Below are 20,113 nucleotides of genomic sequence, written 5' to 3'. Positions count from 1 at the left end.
CGTTGGCGCTTTGTTTTGTTCAGTTTTCAAAGAGCAATGTCTTTCGAAACAGCTTATTTATAATATCATTTTCATCACTTCAAGTCAACAACTTTTTAAAAACTTTTTAAAGTTTGTAATTCGTTTGCAACTCGTTCGTAACGACAGATATAAATATAACACCATTACGTTAACTGCGCAATACCTTTTGTTAAGTTTTTTCGAAATAATATTGATTTTCTTTTTACCCTGAAAACACAACCATTCAAATGACACGAAACTATAATTGAAAAACAAAAACCGAATTAGGTTTGCCGCAATCCACAGGCTACACCTTGTGGATCCCAACATCCCGAATTCGGTCTGTAATCATTGCTTCATCTAGTTAATTAGCGATGTCTCATTAATGGGAATAACAGAACGTCACGTATGGAAGGTGAATTGGTCAATAACATGACGAGACGGTCAACACCAATTCCCAATCCGCCGGTTGGCGGCATTCCGTATTCTAGTGCTTCCAAGAAATCCTCGTCCATTTCATGGGCTTCATCATTTCCTTGCTCGCGTTCTTTCAATTGAGCTTCAAAGCGTTGACGCTGATCAATAGGATCATTAAGTTCCGTGAATGCATTTGCATGCTCCCTGCCCACTATGAATAACTCAAATCGATCGGTAAAACGAGCATCCTCCGGATTTTTCTTTGCCAACGGGGAAATTTCCACCGGATGTCCGTAAATGAAAGTAGGCTGAATTAATTTATCCTCCACTTTCTGTTCAAAGAACTCGTTCACGATATGGCCGAACTCCATGGAGTCTTTTATTTCGATTCCATGATCTTTGGCAAGTTGCTGCGCTTCTTCTTTACTCATGTCAGCCCAGAAGTCCACACCCGTATATTCCTTTACGGCGTCGACCATGTGAAGTCGTTTCCATTCCGGTTTCAATTCGATTTCATATTCGCCATATTGGATGGTTGTCGTACCCAAAACCTCTTGAGCTATATGGGCAATCAAATTTTCCGTTAAGCTCATGATGTCCTTGTAATCGGCATAGGCTTCGTACAATTCAATCAGAGTGAATTCCGGATTATGCCTTGTCGAAACTCCTTCATTACGGAAAACCCGGCCAATTTCATAAACCTTTTCTAATCCTCCAACAATCAGGCGTTTCAGATGAAGCTCGATGGCAATCCTTAAATTCAAAGGCATATCCAAAGCGTTATGGTGAGTAAGGAAAGGACGTGCAGCAGCTCCGCCAGCAACGGAATGCAAAAGCGGCGTTTCCACTTCCAGGTATCCATGATCATCCAAATATCGTCTCATGGCTTGTACGATGCGGCTGCGCATGATCAACGTGTTCTTGCTTTCCTCATTCGTAATTAAATCAACATAGCGTTTCCGATAGCGCTCTTCCACATCCTTGAGGCCATGGAATTTGTCAGGCAACGGTCGAAGGGCTTTAGAAAGGAACACATAATCAATCGCTTTAATGGAAAGCTCTCCAACCTTCGTTTTGAAAATCACGCCAGTGACCCCAACGATATCGCCAAGATCGGTTTGGTTGAAGATCTGGTAAGAGTCTTCACCTATATTGTCTAAACGAACGTAGATTTGAATTTGGCCGCTAATATCCTGGATGTGGGCAAATCCCGCTTTCCCCTTTCCACGCTTGGTCATGACACGCCCTGCGATGGTAACCTCGATTTCTTTTTCCTCGAGCTCTTCTTTTTCCAATTCACCATAGGTGCGAACTAGCTCCTGGGCGCTATGTGTGCGCTCGAATCTGCTTCCGAAAGGATCTTGTCCATTATCAATCATTGCCTGCATTTTATCGCGTCTTACTTGCAATTGATCATTCAATTCTTCATGACTCACGAAAATCATCTCCATCTTTATTGATAAGTGCTTTATATAATTAATCAACATTTCTTTTGCATACGTATTTATTCTTACATAAAGTAGACGAATTCAACAGCTTTTTATCTTAAAAACTTCTTTATGTATATATAAAAACTGCCAGGTTCACTGGCAGTTTAAGCTATGCGTATTATAGGAAAACAAGAGGGCGAAGTCAATATCATACCATTTGGATGTTCATTTCCTTCGCTTCAATTTCATCGACCATCCCATAAAGGAGGCTCACGACATCTTCCCTTGTTTCACAATCGTTAATCCCTTTGCGAGCCTTGGCATTCCCTTTAACACCTTTTAGGTACCATGAAGCATGCTTGCGCATTTCACGAACGGCGACGTACTCATTTTTCAATGCAATCAGACGATCCATGTGAAGGACACATACATCCATCTTTTCCCGGACTGTAGGTTCATCCATCAATTGACCTGTTTCCAAATACTTCACTGTCCGGTAAATCATCCATGGGTTTCCTAAGGCTGCACGGCCGATCATGACACCGTCTACTCCGGTTTCCTGCAGCATGCGTTCAGCATCCTGCGGCGTTTCCACATCTCCATTCCCGATAAGGGGAATATTAATTGATTTCTTCACTTCACGAATGATGTCCCAGTTAGCTTTTCCTTCATACATTTGGACCCTGGTTCTCCCATGCATGGAGACCGCCTTACCACCAGCGCGTTCAACTGCTTGAGCATTTTCAATCGCAAATACATGTTCTTCATCCCAGCCAATACGCATTTTCACGGTTACTGGCTTGTCGACAGCATCAACAACAGCAGAAACCATCTCATAAATTTTATTCGGGTCGAGGAGCCATTTCGCCCCAGCGTCACACTTCGTGATTTTCGGGACAGGGCAGCCCATATTGATATCAATGATGTCGGCATTTGTATTCTTATCCACGAATTGAGCAGCTTCGACCAAGGATTTCTTTTCACCGCCAAAGATTTGCAAGCTTAACGGCTTCTCCCTTTCATCTATATAAAGCATATTCATCGTTTTGGCATTTTGAAGAACGATTCCCTTGTCACTGACCATCTCCGCACAAACCAGGCCAGCGCCGAACTCCTTGACTGTCAAGCGGAATGCCGAGTTACAGACTCCTGCCATCGGTGCCAGCACTACCGGATTCTTCATTTCTATATCACCTATTTTTAACACGTGTGACCTCCTATAACAATCGCTCATTTATCCTCAGGTGGTTGAAGCTCTTCGATGGAAACATGAAGAATGTCCGCCACTTCCATTAAAAATGCCTCTGAAGGGTTGCGATTCCCCCTTTCGACTTCACCAAGCAAGGATACGGAAACGCCTATTTCTTTCGCAAAACCTTCCTGTGTATAACCCTTTAACTTTCGAAAAGCGCGAATGCGCCTTCCCCATTTTTCACCTTCCATAATCGAACTCCTTCTTTATCCGGAATCTGTTCAAGCAAGTCACTCAAAGGTGTATGCATGTGCGGAAGCCTAATATCGGGGTCCACTTCCATTAAAGGCACGATAACAAACGCCCTCTCGTGCATACGAGGGTGCGGGACCGAAAGCATCTCTGTCTCAATATTTTCGTGATTATATAACAAAATGTCAAGGTCCAAAGTGCGGGGACCCCACCTGATCTCCCTTTTCCTTCCTAATTCTTGCTCGATCTGCATACAAGCACGAAGCAATTCGTGTGGTCGCAAGTCGGTTTCCACCTTAAGCACAGCATTTAAAAAACAGTCCTGTTCAGCATAACCTACCGGATCGGTTTCATAAAAGGAAGAGCATGCAGCCAACGTGACACGAGGATTTTCAGTCAATAATTGGAAAGCCCTCCGGAAAGTATTGAGACGATCACCCAAGTTCGAACCTATTGAAAGGTAAGCAATATTCACCACAATCAGCGTCCTCTCACAATCTCTATGGCTACCGAGTCATAGTGTCCCGCTATAGGGGGATCGGGTTTATATACTTTGACCGTGCAGCTCTCAATAGAAGGATATACACCAAGCAGTTCAGAAGCGATCTTCTCAGCAACCGCCTCCACCAATTTAAAAGGCTTCCCCTCAACTATACCTTTACACAATTCATATAACTCGCCGTAGTTAATCGAGTCTTTTAAATCGTCACTTTTCCCAGCCTTGGCTAAATCGGTCTCGACGATAAGGTCGACTTTAAACCGCTGACCAAGCTTCGTTTCTTCGGAAAATACACCATGATATCCATAAAACTCCATTTTATTCACGAAAATCTTATCCATCTCATTCACCTTTTCCTAAAAGTGCATCCATCATTTTTGCAGTTCGCGCCATTTCCTTTACGTCATGCACCCGAACCATATGGCAGCCCTGTTGAATTCCATGGCAGATTGTAGCGGCGGTACCCTCCAACCGCTCACCTGGAGGTAAATCGAGAACATGCCCGATCATGGACTTTCTCGATGTTGCAAGCAGTACAGGGTAGCCTAGTGCCACAAGCTTATCAAGATTCCTCATCATTTCCAAATTAAACTTCAAATCTTTTGCAAAGCCAATGCCCGGATCAAGGATGATATTCTCTTCCTTGACGCCAGCACGCTTAACGAGCAGGACGCTTTCGTATAGGTCCTGGAAAACATCCCGGATGAAATGACCATACTCCATATTATCCCTATTATGCATCAAAATAATCGGCACACCAAACTCCGCCGCAACCTTAGCCATCGAGGAATCGGCTTTGCCCCCCCAAATGTCATTCAATATATGAGCTCCTGCCTTAACGGCTTCCTTGGCTACCTTTGATTTATACGTATCGATCGATATCGGAATTTCGATATTCCGGGAAATCGCCTCAATGATTGGTGCTACCCTTTCTATCTCCTCCTCATCCGTTATCCTCTCATAGTTTGGACGGGTGGACTCTCCACCTATGTCAAGAATATCCGCACCATCGTTCACCATCCGTTCCGCATGCTTCAAAGCGGCATCCACCCGATTATATTTCCCGCCATCCGAGAACGAGTCAGGCGTTACATTCAAAATCCCCATAATTAAGGTTTTCTTGCTGTAATCCAATTCAAATGAACCGCATATAAGTTTTGACGCTCCTGCTATTGACATCCAATGTTCTCCTTCGCCTAAAGAAATCTATATTAAGAGTTTACCCATTTACACACGCATAGCGCAAGCCATCAAAGTAGATTGGCGGTGCGTAAGGCTTTTCTACAAAAAGAAGAGCAAAGCCCCCGGGGACTTTGCTTCTCAGCTAACGTACGTATTACTCAAAGTTATATAGCGGTGTGCTTAAGTACCTTTCACCATTACTTGGAATGATAGCCAGGACCTTTTTGCCTTTCCCCAATCTTTCAGCCACTTTAATCGCTGCCGCAATGGCCCCTCCGGAAGAAATCCCACCAAGGATTCCCTCCTCTTTAGCTGCACGGCGGGCGTAATCGAATGATTCCTCGGTATTGACCTGAATGATTTCATCATAAAGGTCTGTATTGAGAATACTCGGGACAAAACCGGCGCCAATTCCTTGAATTTTATGCGGCCCCGGGTTTCCTCCGGATAATACTGGGGAATCTGCTGGCTCGACTGCATAAATCTTGATCTCAGGATATTTCTCGCGAAGCACTTCCCCTGCACCAGTGATCGTCCCTCCCGTACCGATACCGGCCACAAAAGCATCCAGGCCTTCATCACCAAAGGCTTCGACGATTTCAGGACCTGTAGTGTTACGATGAACCTCAGGATTGGCCACATTCTCGAATTGCTGCGGAATGAAATAGCCTTTTTCCTTAGACAGCTCCGTTGCCTTGGCAATGGCACCCTTCATTCCTTCAGGTCCAGGAGTCAGAACTAACTCCGCTCCATAAGCACGAAGTAAATTACGGCGTTCGAGGCTCATGGTTTCCGGCATAACGAGAATTGATTTATACCCCTTGGCTGCGGCTACCATCGCAAGGCCGATCCCCGTGTTTCCGCTAGTAGGTTCAATGATCGTATCACCCGGCTTAAGGGTACCGTTTTTCTCCGCCGCTTCGATCATCGCAAGGGCGATGCGGTCTTTTACACTGCTGCCTGGGTTAAAGTACTCAAGTTTCAGATAAATATCTGCACTGTTTTCAGGTTGAAGCTTGTTCAGCTTCACGATAGGTGTTTGCCCAATCAAATCGATTACAGAATTAGCTATACGTGCCATTTTCTCCACTCCTCATCATTTCAATACCGAGTATTTTTGTTGGTTTTATTATTTAAAGTTACCAGTTTCATTAGTTCATTGTCAATGATTATCTATTATATTCTAAATTTTCTTACATATCGACCGAACTACTTTTGTTCCTTTAATCCGTAAAACCATTCCACATCGAATTCATCCCAGAAAGTCTTCCCGGATACCGGTGCCTGAATCTGTTCAAGAGCTATTTGGCGATGTATCTTGTCTTTGACTTCTTCGTAATCATATTGTTTGCCCTTAATTTTTTCATGCAGATAGAGGACTGCCCAGCCATCTTCCGTCTTGACCGCCTCACTCCACTCATTCACCTTTAATTTTTTTGCAGCTTCAATATATTCCTTGGGAACCTGCTCGTTATCCTGTGATATATACCCCATGTCCCCTCCCTGATTGGCCGTGAATTCATCAAGGGATTTTTCCATCGCCAATACCTCAAACGAGACGCCTTTCGCCAACTCACGCCTGATCCTGTCCGCCTGTTTTTTCGTGGACGTGGTAATATGGGATATATGATAGGTAGTGGGGATGCGATAGATATCCTTGTTATCATCATAGTATTTCTCCATGACAGTTCCCGAGACAGAGACATCCTTGGTGAGGAGCTTCTCGAGCAGAAGGCTTGACTGAACCTCCTGCCTCAATTGATCGGTGCTTTTATTAAGGGTCTGACCCGCAGCTCCATACATCGTCTTCATCATTTTAAGTTCCCGGTCAACCTCTTTATCCGAAATTTTCACTTTGTATTTTTCTGCTGCCTGCTTCACTACCTCTTTATCCACCATTTCCTCCAATACATCTTCTCCATATCTCGTTTCAAGTTCATTAATCCATGCTTCCCGGGAAATATTCTTGGATCCAACCTTGGCGGCCGTCTCCCCTCCTATGACGGATTTAGAGATGATCATTGGTTTTATGACAAAGAAAATGATAGTCAAAAGGTTTAACACGGCAAGACCGGCAATAATCGCCCGAAGCTTTTGTTTAGGCAAGACCTTTTCCTCCGTCAATTATTTTTCTGTTTCTGCTTCCAGTTCCTCGAGATCTTCTTTCGAGAATTGGTAGGTTTCATTACAAAAATGGCACTGCGCCTCAGCTTTTCCTTCTGTCTCGATGATATCCCGAATTTCATCTTTCCCAAGACTGATCAATGCATTCGCAATTCTCTCCCTTGAGCATTGACAGGAAAATTGGACATCCATCTTTTCTAATATGTTCACATTGCCCTCACCTAAGATTTCCGTTAAGATTTCTTCTGGCGTCAAGCCTCTTTGTATCATTTTGGAAACAGGGTCGATTGTGCTTAAGCGACTCTCGATTTTGGAGATCGTTTCATCGGATGTGCCAGGCAGCAATTGAATGATGAATCCACCCGCGGCAAGAATCGAATTATCCGGATTTACCAGAACGCCAACGCCAACAGACGACGGCACCTGTTCGGAAGTGGCGAAGTAATACGTGAAATCCTCGCCTAATTCTCCTGAAACAAGCGGTACTTGCCCTGAGAAGTGATCACGCAGGCCTATATCCTTGACGACGGTCAGCAGACCCTCGGTTCCCACCGCTTTCCTGACATCAAGCTTTCCGTGTTCATTCAAATCAAAATGAGTTTGCGGATGCGTGACATATCCACGAACTTCTCCCTTTGCATTGCTATCGACCAGGATCGATCCAATCGGACCGCCACCTTCAATTTTGATCGTCAGCTTTTCCTCACCTTTCAACATGCCGCCCATCATCACGCCCGCCGTCATTGCACGGCCGAGTGCTGCCGAGGCAGTAGGCCATGTATAATGACGTCTTTGCGCCTCTCCTACGGTATCAGTTGTTGAAACGGCATACGCCCGAACTTGTCCCTCATAGCCTAACGCCTTGACTAGATAATCCTTCATATTTATTGCTCCTTCCATGTTGTCTGTACATACTCTTTATTTCTTCACCTGTTCACGATTACGTTTATAGATCAGCTGCAAGCCCTTCAAGGTCAAAAATGGTTCAACGACATCAATCACAGTGGACTCATTGGCAATCAAAGCCGCCAATCCACCTGTTGCGATAACGGTTGGCTCCAGATTACTTTGCTCCTTTATCCGGTTGACGATTCCTTCCACCTGTCCAACGTATCCATATAATATCCCAGCCTGCATGGCCGATACCGTATTCTTCCCAATGATGCCTTCCGGCCGGCTGATTTCTATCCTAGGAAGTTTGGCAGCTTTAGAATAAAGCGCTTCTGTAGATATGTTGATACCAGGGGCAATGGCGCCGCCCATGTATTGTTTATCTTCGTTTATATAGCAATAGGTCGTTGCCGTGCCAAAATCCACGATAATGAGAGGGCTTCCATACTCCTGAATGCCTGCAACGGCATTAACGATTCGGTCCGCACCCACTTCACGGGGATTTTCATATTTAATATTCAATCCAGTTTTAATTCCTGGTCCCACTATCAGCGGTTTAATGTCAAAGTACTTCTTGCACATACGTTCCAGCGCAAACATGATTGGCGGAACTACCGAAGAGATTATGATTCCATCGAATTGATCAAACGAAAGACCTTCATGTTGCAGCAAAGACTTTATGACCATTCCATATTCATCTTCCGTCTTATGGCGGCTAGTCTCGATTCGCCAATGATATTTTAAAATATCTTCATCGTATACGCCTAATACTATATTCGTATTTCCAACATCCAATACAAAAATCATCGTTTCATCACTCCGGTAAATTATTCTCCAACATCATACCACACTGTTTTTTCAATCGCTAATAGTCACACTTTTCCAAAGCCAATAAAAGCCCAGTCCCGTTAAAGGGTTAAGAAAAGGGTATTTCCGAGGCGGAAATACCCTTTTCTATTAGTCGGATTAAGACTTTTTATTGTCATCTTCGTTAGGGAAGGAAAGCGGCTTATCTTGAGGAGCCCCTTCATTGATTGGAGGTGTATTAAGCCCTTCCTCCGTTATTTCAAGGTCTTCGGGTCCCCTTTTATCCAATGGATCCAAAAGGGCCTCTTTTTCTTCCTTTTTCGTATTGATGTTCACTTTAACATTCTCATCATTAGATAAATTGCCATTCAGAGCGGTATAATCGCGATCTGGCAATTTACCGTTGTGGAATAGACTTCTGATTTGCTCTGCATCAAGTGTTTCCACTTCAAGCAAGGTTCTGGCAATCAAATCAAGTTTCTCACGATTTTCAGTAAGGATCTTCTTACATCTTTCGTATGCTTCCTTGATGATGCGTTGGATTTCAAGATCGATTTCATAGGCAATCGCATCTGAATAATTCTGATCATTATTGAAATCGCGGCCTAGGAAGACCTGACCTTGGGAATTGCCGAACTGAAGCGGTCCAAGTTTGCTCATGCCATATTCCATGACCATGCTGCGAGCTATGCCCGTTGCACGCTGGAAATCATTATGCGCCCCGGTGCTCACTTCTCCGAATGTAACTTCCTCGGAAACACGTCCACCCAATAGTCCGACGATTTTATCTTTCAATTCTGGCTCAGTCATGAAGAAACGATCTTCTTTCGGAAGCATCACTGCATATCCTCCAGCTTGACCACGCGGAACAATCGTAACCTTATGGACGACTTCGGCATCATCAAGGACCAGACCGATGATTGTATGGCCGGCTTCATGCCATGCAACAATATTGCGTTCCTTCTTGGAAATGACACGGTTTTTCTTGGCAGGTCCGGCAATGACGCGATCCGAAGCTTCATCCAGGTCGGACATGTCAATCTTCTTCTTGTCCTGACGGGCAGCCACAAGTGCCGCTTCATTAAGCAAGTTTTCAAGATCGGCCCCGGAAAATCCTGGTGTGCGCTGGGCGATCGCCTTCAAATCGACGGTTTCAGCCAACGGTTTATTGCGGGCATGCACTTTCAGCACTTCTTCACGGCCCTTGACATCCGGGCGGCCAACCGTAATTTGACGGTCAAAACGACCTGGACGCAACAATGCCGGATCCAATACATCGGCACGGTTAGTCGCAGCTATGATGATGATGCCTTCATTGCCGCCGAATCCATCCATTTCAACGAGCAATTGATTCAATGTTTGTTCACGTTCGTCATGACCGCCGCCAAGGCCGGCCCCACGCTGACGTCCGACTGCATCAATTTCATCGATGAAGATGATGCATGGTGCATTTTTCTTGGCATTCTCGAATAAATCCCGAACACGGGATGCACCGACACCGACGAACATCTCAACGAAATCGGAACCGCTGATCGAGAAGAAAGGAGTTCCTGCTTCACCGGCCACAGCCCGTGCAAGTAAAGTTTTACCTGTACCAGGAGGCCCGACCAAGAGCACCCCTTTAGGAATCCGCGCTCCAAGCTCCGCGAATTTGCGAGGGTCTTTCAAGAATTCGACGACCTCGACAAGTTCCTGCTTTTCTTCATCCGCTCCGGCAACATCATTGAAGCGAACTTTTTTCTTATCATCATTATACAATTTCGCCTTACTTTTCCCGAAATTCATGACGCGGCCGCCGCCGCCCCCTTGAGCTTGGTTAAGTAAAAAGAAGAAGAGGATAAAAATGATTACAAATGGAATGATGGAGGTGAAAAATGTCACCCAGCCACTTGTCTTTTCTGGAGGCTCGACAGTGATGATGTCTTTACCCAGCTTGTTTACAGCATCATTGATCCTGCTTTGCGCATATTCACTGAATGGCACGTACGTCACGAAGTTCTTGTTATCTTCATAACCTTTGAGCTTCCCGGTGATTTCAAAGACACTGCTTTCTGGCTGCATCGTAAGTGATGTAACGTCACCACTCTCCAAATGCTTATAGAATTCATCTTGGGTCATTTTTACGTTTGGTTCATTGTTATTATTAAAGATGCTTACAATCCCAATGATGACCAAAAAGATCAGTAAATAAAATATCGTATTACGGAAGATCCGATTCATCCCTTACCTCCTCCCACGGGTAAACAAACTATAGTAAATACTATCATACAAAATTAAAGAATTACAATAATTTAACACCGCTGTTTTAATCTGGTCTTCTCTTTCAAACGGGTACGATCAATTTGAGTAAATTTCAGGCTTCAATATGCCAATATACGGGAGATTGCGATATTTTTCGGCAAAATCCAGACCGTATCCGACAACGAATGCATCAGGAACGATAAATCCGGCATAATCAGGAGTGATATCCGCTTTCCGGCCTGACGGTTTATCCAACAAGGTGACGATTTTTATTGATTTCGCTTTTCTGTAACGGAACAATTCCGCAAGATAGCTAAGTGTTAAACCGCTGTCGATGATATCTTCGATGATTAAAATGTCACGGCCCTCCACTGATGTATCAAGGTCCTTGATGATCTTCACTTCTCCTGAAGATACCGTTGAGTTGCCATAGCTCGAAACATCCATGAAGTCCATTTCAAGATGTGTATCCACACGCTTCAGCAGGTCTGACATAAACGGCATCGCGCCTTTCAGCACTCCGATGGCCAACGGGAACTTGCCTTGATAATCAGCTTCTAGCTGTGCACCCAGTTCCTTGATTTTCGATTGAAGTTCTTCCTCTGTGATTAACACTTTTTCAATGTCGTTTTGCATGGTCATTGTAATTGATTGCCCCCCATGAAGAATTAAGCTTTTTTATATTCTAAGTAGATTAAAGATGTTTCATCAGAAAACATATCCGGCTCAACATCCGATTTCTTTAAACCGGGAAGCCAAATGGCCATCCCCGCCTGATCGATGATGACCGGCCACACATTTCTTTCCTGCATCGGGATTTTTTCATTAATGAAAATATCCTTCAACTTTTTAGTGCCGCCCAATCCCTTGACTGCCATCCGTTCGCCTTCCTTCCTTGTTCGGACGGTAAGCGGAAGCTGTACAGCGGCTTCGGGAATTATAAAAGAATGGTTACCCCTATTTGCCGGAATTTCCTCTTTTATATAGTGCGCTTTAATCTTATATCCATTCGGAAGAATAGTCTCACCGGGAATTTGTAATTTAAGGGAATATTTTTGGCTTTTTGGACGAAAAAATCGAAAGGTGCAAGTTTGATATGATTTTTCCGCAATCAAGCCCTCCGGAAGATGCAATTCTGCAGATGGTTGAGGATTAAAAAACAAAACTAAAAGTTGGTCAATATGTAATGCCGAAAGCGATGAAGGTCTCTCCAAATAAAGATAATTTAATATTAGTTGAATCGCCCTTCTTTGTAAAGGTTTAGGCATCGCGAGGACCTCATCAATCTTAATAACCGCTTGATCTTCTTCCTGCTCGATCCAAACCCCGGACATTTTACTTGAAACCAGGTCCTGCAAAAATGCCTCATCTTCATAAAGCTCTTCACTGAAGCGCTGAAAGTGCTCATGGACCTTTTTGTTTTCCTGCTTTAAAAATGGAAGGACTTCGTGCCTGAAGCGATTCCTTACATAAGCATCCTGGTCGTTGCTCGGGTCGAATCTCGGTTCGATTCGATGGTGGTCGGCATATTCCACGATTTCCGACTTCGTGACCTCGAGTAATGGCCTGATCAGCAGCCCGGTATGAAAGCGCCTCTTTATCGGGATGCCAGCCCGCGCCTTACCCGTAGCTCCCCTCGTTAACCGCATAAGCATCGTTTCGATTTGATCATCTCCATGATGCCCCAGGACAAGCGTGTCGGCCTGGTGCTTTTCCATCACTTCCTCATAGAAAGCAAAGCGCAGCTTTCTTGACGTAATTTGGGAGCTTTCCCCTGTATCCTTCATCCTGGCAGGAACATCAATCCTTTTACCTTCAAAGGCGATGCCCCATCGAGCACAAATTCTCTCGACATATCGATAATCTTCATAAGATTCTTCACCACGGAACATATGGTCGACACTTGCAACGAGCATCTCATAGTGAAAAAGCGGTTGAATTTCCTTCAGGATATGAAGGAGCACCATTGAGTCCGGACCCCCGGATACGCCTATGAGCAATTTCGTTTTTTCATGGATCAATTCATGTCTATGAATGGTGCTGAGAACTTTTTCTTTTAACATACAATCTTCCTTCTTTTATGGACAGGTAATAGTTACTACGGTTCAAAACAGGAAATGGTGTCAACTATTTCATGTTATTCGTGTAATAACTATATCATAACAACTGTTCGTATATGTAAAGAACATAGAGCATCGATATGATCGCAACGAGCAAACAAGTTTCGAAAAGTCCTCCCCGTTTCTTATTGGAATGGTTTTGGGACCTTCTTGCCTGCCTTGTCGCAGGCTGCTTTGCAGCTGCCTGGACCGTCCCCGTTTTCTTCTGTTGGCCTTGCTTACTTAGCACAGCAACTAAATCCTCCCTCATCTGAAGCGCTGATCCGTATTTTCCGTGAAGCGCTTTTTCCAGCATCATTTTATAGGGGAGCAGTTCCTTCTTCTGCTTTATCAAGTCCTTTAGCTGACTATACCCCTCACCTTTCTTATGGAAACGTCCAGGGTAGGCTGAATTGATGATGATCATCGCCACAGCGAACAGGTCATATTGCGGATCTGCCTTTCTCGACCCAAGCCCCCAGTACCCTCTATCAAAGAACTCGGTGAATTCCTTGACCGATCGCCCTATCAGGGTCGTTCCCCCTACATCAACGCAGCGCACCTTATAGGCGGGGGAAGTCACGATCAAATTTTCGGGCTTTAAATCGCCAAACACCCAGCCATTGGCATGCAAGGCCGATAAACTCGTTAAAAGCTGGAGCATCAGCACGCCGATCCACGACGCTCCCTTCTTTTCGATGAAACGCAAAAAATCGTGCCCATGGATATATTCCATGACATAAAAGGGGAACTGCTTTCCAGATTTGATGAAATCATCCGCCTCCAAAAAGGAAGGTCCAAGGGTAGACCCCTGGACCTTTGAAAAGGATTTTAGGATATTCATCTCGGATATAATGGACGTCCCATTATCACTGAGTTTAAGAGCATACTGACGATTCCTGTTTTCTGCCAAATAAACAATGCCGTTGGCGCCAAACCCTAATTCCTTGATGATTTTGTACTGGTTTTTATTCCATTTTCCAATGATCGAGCTGCCAGGCTGGAGTTTACATTGATTCCTCAAAGTATTGTTCATCATCATGTGATAACAATCCCCTCAATGAACGTTTTTTATTGAAATAAGTCAATGCTTCGCGAATGGCCGGACCTGTCGGAGTGAGTCCACCTGTGCTTAGCTTAGGAAAAGTTGCCGTCAGGGCTTCAAGGTTTGGGGTCCAATCCAGTAGCTTTTCCACATCCTTTCTTTTCCCAGGAAATACGAATACGGAAAAACGGCTGTCACCCATTCTAGCGTTCATGCTAAGGGAAAGGTCTAATAAGGAATCTTTTACTGTTGGAAGCTTATGCTTCATGCTTGCACTTGTATCTACAAGAATCAATACCTCAAGCTTGCTTGTTTCACCAAGCTCGTCGACCACCTCCATCACTTCGCCTCGTTTTTCCGGGGGGAGATCCTCTATCGTGCTTGAATCTCCCAATATTTGTTGAAGTTCACGATTGATAACTCCCTGTATGGTTTGGGTCATTGCCTTTTGGGTCACCATTTGCACGGTTTGGGACAACTGCTGGGCATAGACGATTTGGCTTACACCGCCTCCCGATCCGGCAATCTTCTCTATTTCCTTCAGTCCCTTTTCATCTATCACATCATTTTCCATGACCCCTATGACATTGATGGTTATGCCTTGCTCCCTTGCCAGTTCAGCCATGGCAGATGGCTCCTCACCATGATTCGAACATCCGTCGGTAATAAGCAAAATCTGTCTTAATGTTCCTGCTTTCATGTTTTGCTCTCCCTTCTTTTTAACTTGTTACCATAATTGACTAAAAAGGGGGAATTTATACGCAAGGAACACACGCACGCAGGTCACAGTAATTAGAGTCACGGTAATTTCCTTTAGCATTCGATCTTCTTACCTATTATCCGTCCACCGTTCGATCACCACATTCCCTAATTCGAATTGGATTTATATAAATGCCCTACTGAGCCTTTTTGTTTTTTGGGGAAACGGGGATTGAAGCCCATTTCGGCGTATTGTGTTTTATTCTCGATGTTACCACCGTCATGTCATCATCTATGACCCCTTTCGTCCGTATGACTTCTTCCAATATTAAATCAGAAATTTCCTGCGGATCGTCCGTCTCCATTTCTTTGATTTTTCTTTTAAGCCAGAACTCGATATTTTCAACATGTGATGGCCCATCGAACACTCCATCGCTCATCATGATCAGTATATCTCCCGCCTTCAGCTCCTCCGATACAACATCAACATCAAAATCCTGGATGATTCCCATCGGAAGGTTACTCGATTCAATTTTTATGATTCTATCCCCCCTTTTTATGAAGCTCGGTATCGAACAGATTTTCAAAAACTTAGCCTTTGCGTCCTGAAGGTCGATCATTGCTAAATCAAGCGTTGAAAAAATTTCATCGGTAGTGCGTAGTGATAAAACGGAGTTTACGGATTTAATGGCTATTTTTTCTTCTATTCCCGATTGTAAGAATTTTTGCAGCAGCTTCAGCGTTTCCGTGCTTTCAAAATGGGCCCTTTCCCCATTTCCCATGCCATCACTGATGGCTATGGCAAATTTACCGCAGCCAATTTCCATGGTCGTATAACTATCTCCCGAAACAAGCCCTCCCCCCTTGGCAGCATGAGCCACACCCGTTTCGACCGTGAATTTTTTTGCTGACCTAAATATCACCTCACATTGCCCGTTTGGATATGTTGCGCATTCTTCTGAATGAACGACTATCGTTTCGCCGAGAATGTCGGAAAGCATGGGCGCTATGAGTTTTTCACATTCCCCCCTGCCCTGGCAGTATGGGACACTCATCTCTATGTCCACATTCCCTTGCTCCAGACTGTATATTTCAACGTAACCGATATGCAGGCCAAATTCCTGGATGGCCTCCATAATCGATTCCTCATGTAAATGATGGTTTTTCCTTTCCCTTTGAATTTCTTTGGCGAAATCATCCATCACGGCAGAAACGCCGCGCAGCTGATCCGCCACTAGTTTCCTGCTTTCCTTCACCTGCCTTTTCAGCTTTTGGTTTGCCTCGAAGTAGGTGAGCTCCTGGGCTATCGCACCAATGACTTGAGGCCCGCGAGTACAATATTTCCCCCATTCCTTCGCAGTTTTTTGGGGGAGCTGTCCATTATTTTCACTTAATTGAAGCATGATTTCCTGCATCCCGTCATAGGTTGTATTAAAGTTTTTGGCCCAGCATTGTTCCTTCTTAAAGCAGAGCTGGCATGTCTTTTCCGTTACATTGCTTAAAAAGTAATCGAATTCTTTTTCATCCTCCTCCATTCTCCCTCTCTCATCCACCTGGGAAAAGCTATTCGAGAGCGCCTCGAATACATGAGAGAATTGTTCCACCCTTTGAGCGGTAACATCCCTCACCTTGCGGGCATACTGCTGCTGTTCATCTGAATTTTCAACAGTTCCCGGTATATGTTTCGCTATTTTGTTGATGATCGAAGATGGCGTCAATATAAATAACGCCACGGCAATAAGTGATTCATAGAGTGTAACCATTATATTGTTGGTGCCCTCGCCATAAAGACCTATCAGTAATGTAGCGATCAAGAGGCCGCAAGCGACCCCTATTTTCCTTCCCTCCTTAAGAAGTCCCCCGAGCAGGCCCGAAAAGGCAAGCAGGCTCATTTGATAAAGACTGGCTACACTTGCAAGGGAAAAGATCAATCCGGTTACTACACCAACAGTGGAGCCTATGGCGGCCCCTCCCGCCAGCCCGAATAGGAGAACCAAGTATCGCGAGAATATATGGTCGAGTGAGAGATCGTATATCATCCAGCCGATCGTTCCGGTCATCACCGAAGCAAGCAAGATGATGATACTGACGATTTCCTCCGTTTTCAATGATTGGGATTTTGTCCGGATCGTCAGCAGCGGGATGGACTGTATGAAGATCAAGGTCAATATCATGGCCAGTCCCGCCTCCACCCCGATCATCATCAGGTCGTACAGCTGAATCGTTCGGAATACCAGATATTGCTCGGCCAGGTTGACCAGGAATAGTGAAGCGAATACGTACATCGACATCGTCTTGAATTGACCTTCGACGGCGGGCTTCTTGATCTTATGAAAAAGCAGGAGCAGGAACGCCGATGCGAATATGACTAAACTGTTGGAATAGTGTACGGTAAGCCCCCCTGCAATCAATCCGAGCAGAGCCAGCGGAGCCCTGTCACGTCTCATAAGGAATACCGCTGCGAAAAATGGGAGTCCAAATGGTGCCAGCTGCGAAAGGATCAATGCTCGTCCTAATAAAAAACCGATAATAGCTAAAGATATGCCTTTCTTTATGAATAGATCCTCCGATTTCATTTGCAGCTGCTGGATCCAATTGATGGCCCCTGCCTTCGCTTCTTTCAATTGAACATCTCCAAGTGGTTCCATCATTGGTCTTTCTACTTTTTCCATTTCAACACCCCATTCGTATTAGTGATTTTTATTATAAAGAGGGCATTGTCATTTTTTTGTCAGAATTTTAAAAGCGGATAAGAAAAACGTTCGACGAAATTCTTCTTGAACAAGCATTTGTATACAGGTTTTTGGCCCGTTTTTACCCATACAGAAACGCGCGTTCCTTTTTTTATTGAAGAAAAGCAAAGTTTTTAGGTTATTTTTGCGGAAAATAACGGGAATAAAACTTCAAGAACAGGATAGGCACAAACTTTATTTTTTTTGTTGACATTCTTTCTTCACGAATGTAAGATATATCTTGTGCTTCAGTAGCACTTACCATTATGGCGGCGTAGCTCAGCTGGCTAGAGCGTACGGTTCATACCCGTGAGGTCGGGGGTTCGATCCCCTCTGCCGCTATCCTTATTTTTTTTCGTGGCCCGTTGGTCAAGCGGTTAAGACACCGCCCTTTCACGGCGGTAACACGGGTTCGAATCCCGTACGGGTCATCCTAAAACCAAGAAAAGCGCCCCTGCACACAATTGTACAGGGGCGCTTTTCTTGGCATTTGTGCTTCTATATTAAAAGAAGACAAGCAAACTGCCTGCCTTTATCTACACTATGAAAGTATTCACAGGAAAAGTTGCTAAACTATTATTTTCAGCAGCAGTTTTATCCGCGTCTTCCTCCTCGACCTCCCCGTTTCGTTTCGGTGCTACGTTTGAGGGTCGTTAAGCGGTCTTCGCTATCTTTTAAGAATTTTGCCATCTTTTGCTCAAAGTTTTCCTTGGGCTGAAAACTATTACCTTTTGAGCGGAAGTCTTTGGAACGGCTGTCATTCCCTCTTCCTTGGCGCGGACGTGGCGTGTAAGCAGGTTTTTGCTCACCTTCAGGACGGTCTATCGCTTTTTTTATGGACAAGCCAATCTTGCCATCTTTTTCTACATTGATGACTTTCACCTCAACTGTGTCGCCCACTTTTAAATGGTCATTGATATCCTTGACATAATTATCAGCCACTTCACTGATATGGACGAGACCAGTCGAACCTTGAGGGAGCTCTACAAATGCACCAAAATTAGTTATGCCTGTTACTTTACCTTGTAACTTGCTGCCTACTTCGATTGACATAAAAAAAATGTTCCTCCTTAGAAATGTTAAAAAATCTCTTCTTTCTATATTATAACGAAAGTAAAAAAACAGTGTCAATATTAGTCACTATCTTCCTTTCCTTTTGGAAGGTTAAAAATGATCTCACCTTTGTCCGATAAGAAATAATCGCGTCTGGCTATTTTCGCAATATAATCATCGTCATTAAGCTTTACGATTTCTTCCTTAAGAACGGTTTCATCCTTTTCCAATTTTGCCAGCTTTACTTGCATTTCCTTCTTCTGTTGAACTTTCTCATCAAGTGCAGCATTTTGCGTAATGAGGGTAGTAACAGCCAAAATTAAAAAGAGAGCCGCAAAGACTGAATAAAGAGTCAGTCTACGCATCAGACCGCGCCTCTTTTTCACAACGGTTTGTACTTTTTTCTCTTGTTGGGCGACGTAGGCATTTTCGATTTTTGCCACTTTCCTTTTACGAAGGCTACTCATATTTTATCACTCCTCTCATCATTTCTTTTTATTTCTCCATCGGCTTAGCGTTCTACCTATAGAGTTCTTTATTTTCAATAAAATCCCTTTTCCTTTATTATAAAACTTCCCGACGTTTTTCGTAACAAAAACCGGCAATAAATTCCATATATAGGTCAAAATCCATTTTATCGGCTTCCAAAAAACATTTAAAATGAAGAGAACGATTTTCCCTGCCCATCTCAATAATGCCAAGGCGAATTTGCCTAGTCCCACGATAATGGCCAGTATGGATACTATTACCCATTTTATCGGAAGAAATATCAGCATGTGAACAGAATTGGTGATAAAACTTGCCAGCCTTATCACCAGGTGTATCAAAAACTCCAACAACCGCTGATAGAACCCTTTGAACAACGCTTGATACGCAGCGAAACCGCAAAATAAGGCCAAAAATAAATAGAAGCGAAACTCTCCTTCATTCACTAAAAATAAAACATAAAAGATAAGCAGTCCTTGAATGATCCAGAAAAGGAAATCATGGATGAACACGATCCATCGTTTCCTTTCTGAACGTTTGAGAAACCGGCTATACGTATCCAGGGCAGCTCCAAAACCACTGCCCATGCCAATCATCGCTAGCAACGTATAAAATTGGGTCGTTAAGGTCATTTGAATAATTTGCCAAAGAAGCCTTTAGCCTTCTCCCCTGATTGCTCATCCAGATAAACAAGGTCGAAAATCTTCCCTTTGATGGAGACGATACCTTTATCAACATCCAAATTTTTCATTTGCAGGTTTTGCCCCCGTATCGAGAGGAACCCCATTGATGTTTCGAGCAGGAATTCTTCATTATCAAAGCTTTCCACTTGCTTGACACCGGTAATCTCCAGTAAACGGCGACCTTTCATCGTTACATCATGCTCTTGGATCGTTCCCTTTGTGTAACCAGCATTCGGATCAATATATTGGCTCATTTTTTCATCCCTCACAGTACCACTGAT

General features: G+C 44.1%; 20 protein-coding genes, 2 tRNA genes and 1 pseudogene. 3 read left to right on the top strand and 20 right to left on the bottom strand.

The features are described 5' to 3' along the window. A partial coding sequence (locus QNI08_RS21240) for a hypothetical protein (RefSeq protein ID WP_285769340.1) occupies positions 1–232 on the top strand: 232 nt, incomplete at its 5' end. A gap of 136 nt (positions 233–368) precedes the next feature. Here QNI08_RS21240 and lysS read toward each other — a convergent pair. The 16 genes and pseudogenes from lysS to spoIIE all read right to left on the bottom strand — a co-directional run bounded on the left by lysS (position 369) and on the right by spoIIE (position 17,550). Beyond that, positions 369–1,868: a lysine--tRNA ligase gene (lysS, locus tag QNI08_RS21235; RefSeq protein WP_285769346.1), complete on the bottom strand. Its 1,500-nt coding sequence runs from the start codon at positions 1,866–1,868 to the stop codon at positions 369–371. 187 nt (positions 1,869–2,055) lie between these two features. Continuing rightward, positions 2,056–3,054, bottom strand: coding sequence for a tRNA dihydrouridine synthase DusB (gene dusB, locus QNI08_RS21230; protein WP_285769339.1), 999 nt, complete (start codon positions 3,052–3,054; stop codon positions 2,056–2,058). Between the two features lie 23 nt (positions 3,055–3,077). Then, positions 3,078–3,290: a helix-turn-helix domain-containing protein gene (locus QNI08_RS21225; protein ID WP_285769338.1), complete on the bottom strand. Its 213-nt coding sequence runs from the start codon at positions 3,288–3,290 to the stop codon at positions 3,078–3,080. Next, positions 3,242–3,769, bottom strand: a complete 528-nt coding sequence (gene folK / locus QNI08_RS21220) for a 2-amino-4-hydroxy-6-hydroxymethyldihydropteridine diphosphokinase (RefSeq protein WP_285769337.1) — start codon at positions 3,767–3,769, stop codon at positions 3,242–3,244. The genes QNI08_RS21225 and folK overlap by 49 nt, the downstream gene beginning before the upstream one ends. 2 nt (positions 3,770–3,771) lie before the next feature. After that, a complete protein-coding gene (gene folB, locus QNI08_RS21215) occupies positions 3,772–4,131 on the bottom strand; it encodes a dihydroneopterin aldolase (protein ID WP_285769336.1) in 360 nt (119 codons plus the stop codon). 1 nt (position 4,132) lies between these two features. Beyond that, the gene (folP, locus tag QNI08_RS21210) at positions 4,133–4,969 is read right to left on the bottom strand and encodes a dihydropteroate synthase (RefSeq protein ID WP_285769335.1); all 837 of its coding nucleotides are present in this window, start codon (positions 4,967–4,969) and stop codon (positions 4,133–4,135) included. A gap of 157 nt (positions 4,970–5,126) precedes the next feature. Then, a complete protein-coding gene (cysK, locus tag QNI08_RS21205) occupies positions 5,127–6,053 on the bottom strand; it encodes a cysteine synthase A (RefSeq protein WP_285769334.1) in 927 nt (308 codons plus the stop codon). A gap of 128 nt (positions 6,054–6,181) precedes the next feature. Next, a complete protein-coding gene (locus QNI08_RS21200) occupies positions 6,182–7,078 on the bottom strand; it encodes a peptidyl-prolyl cis-trans isomerase (protein WP_285769333.1) in 897 nt (298 codons plus the stop codon). 18 nt (positions 7,079–7,096) lie between these two features. Further along, on the bottom strand, positions 7,097–7,978 hold the full coding sequence (hslO, locus tag QNI08_RS21195; protein ID WP_285769332.1) for an Hsp33 family molecular chaperone HslO: 882 nt from the start codon (positions 7,976–7,978) through the stop codon (positions 7,097–7,099). 36 nt (positions 7,979–8,014) lie between these two features. Beyond that, positions 8,015–8,794 carry a type III pantothenate kinase gene (locus tag QNI08_RS21190; protein ID WP_285769331.1) on the bottom strand — a complete coding sequence of 260 codons (780 nt, stop codon included), beginning with the start codon at positions 8,792–8,794 and terminating at the stop codon, positions 8,015–8,017. A 159-nt stretch (positions 8,795–8,953) separates the two neighbouring features. Continuing rightward, positions 8,954–11,014: an ATP-dependent zinc metalloprotease FtsH gene (ftsH, locus tag QNI08_RS21185; RefSeq protein WP_285769330.1), complete on the bottom strand. Its 2,061-nt coding sequence runs from the start codon at positions 11,012–11,014 to the stop codon at positions 8,954–8,956. A gap of 117 nt (positions 11,015–11,131) precedes the next feature. Continuing rightward, entirely contained in the window at positions 11,132–11,671 is a 540-nt protein-coding gene (hpt, locus tag QNI08_RS21180; RefSeq protein WP_285769345.1) for a hypoxanthine phosphoribosyltransferase, read from the bottom strand. A gap of 32 nt (positions 11,672–11,703) precedes the next feature. Further along, on the bottom strand, positions 11,704–13,098 hold the full coding sequence (gene tilS / locus QNI08_RS21175; RefSeq protein WP_285769329.1) for a tRNA lysidine(34) synthetase TilS: 1,395 nt from the start codon (positions 13,096–13,098) through the stop codon (positions 11,704–11,706). 94 nt (positions 13,099–13,192) lie between these two features. After that, a complete protein-coding gene (locus QNI08_RS21170) occupies positions 13,193–14,173 on the bottom strand; it encodes a protein kinase domain-containing protein (RefSeq protein WP_285769344.1) in 981 nt (326 codons plus the stop codon). Continuing rightward, positions 14,142–14,882: pseudogene (locus tag QNI08_RS21165) on the bottom strand (VWA domain-containing protein); the annotation flags it as partial. The pseudogene QNI08_RS21165 and the gene QNI08_RS21170, both read right to left, overlap by 32 nt. Positions 14,883–15,075: 193 nt before the next feature. Continuing rightward, on the bottom strand, positions 15,076–17,550 hold the full coding sequence (spoIIE, locus tag QNI08_RS21160; protein ID WP_285769328.1) for a stage II sporulation protein E: 2,475 nt from the start codon (positions 17,548–17,550) through the stop codon (positions 15,076–15,078). A gap of 328 nt (positions 17,551–17,878) precedes the next feature. Here spoIIE and QNI08_RS21155 point away from each other — a divergent pair. Further along, positions 17,879–17,952: transfer RNA gene (locus QNI08_RS21155), tRNA-Met, on the top strand. A gap of 17 nt (positions 17,953–17,969) precedes the next feature. Beyond that, positions 17,970–18,041: transfer RNA gene (locus QNI08_RS21150), tRNA-Glu, on the top strand. 163 nt (positions 18,042–18,204) lie between these two features. Here the strand turns inward: QNI08_RS21150 and QNI08_RS21145 are convergent. The 4 genes from QNI08_RS21145 to yabP form a co-directional block, all read right to left on the bottom strand. Beyond that, positions 18,205–18,663 (bottom strand): S1 domain-containing RNA-binding protein, encoded by a 459-nt coding sequence (locus QNI08_RS21145; protein ID WP_061144015.1) that lies wholly within the window; start codon positions 18,661–18,663, stop codon positions 18,205–18,207. A gap of 80 nt (positions 18,664–18,743) precedes the next feature. Beyond that, the gene (locus QNI08_RS21140; RefSeq protein ID WP_285769327.1) at positions 18,744–19,130 is read right to left on the bottom strand and encodes an FtsB family cell division protein; all 387 of its coding nucleotides are present in this window, start codon (positions 19,128–19,130) and stop codon (positions 18,744–18,746) included. Between the two features lie 18 nt (positions 19,131–19,148). Then, positions 19,149–19,781 carry a spore cortex biosynthesis protein YabQ gene (gene yabQ, locus QNI08_RS21135; protein ID WP_285769326.1) on the bottom strand — a complete coding sequence of 211 codons (633 nt, stop codon included), beginning with the start codon at positions 19,779–19,781 and terminating at the stop codon, positions 19,149–19,151. Next, entirely contained in the window at positions 19,778–20,086 is a 309-nt protein-coding gene (yabP, locus tag QNI08_RS21130; protein ID WP_285769325.1) for a sporulation protein YabP, read from the bottom strand. The genes yabQ and yabP overlap by 4 nt, the downstream gene beginning before the upstream one ends. Between the last annotated feature and the right edge of the window lie 27 nt (positions 20,087–20,113).

This window comes from Peribacillus folii (assembly GCF_030271255.1).
GTDB lineage: Bacteria > Bacillota > Bacilli > Bacillales > DSM-1321 > Peribacillus.
The sequence above is the reverse complement of the archived record's forward strand: the minus strand, read 5'-3'. Positions and strand labels throughout refer to the sequence as shown.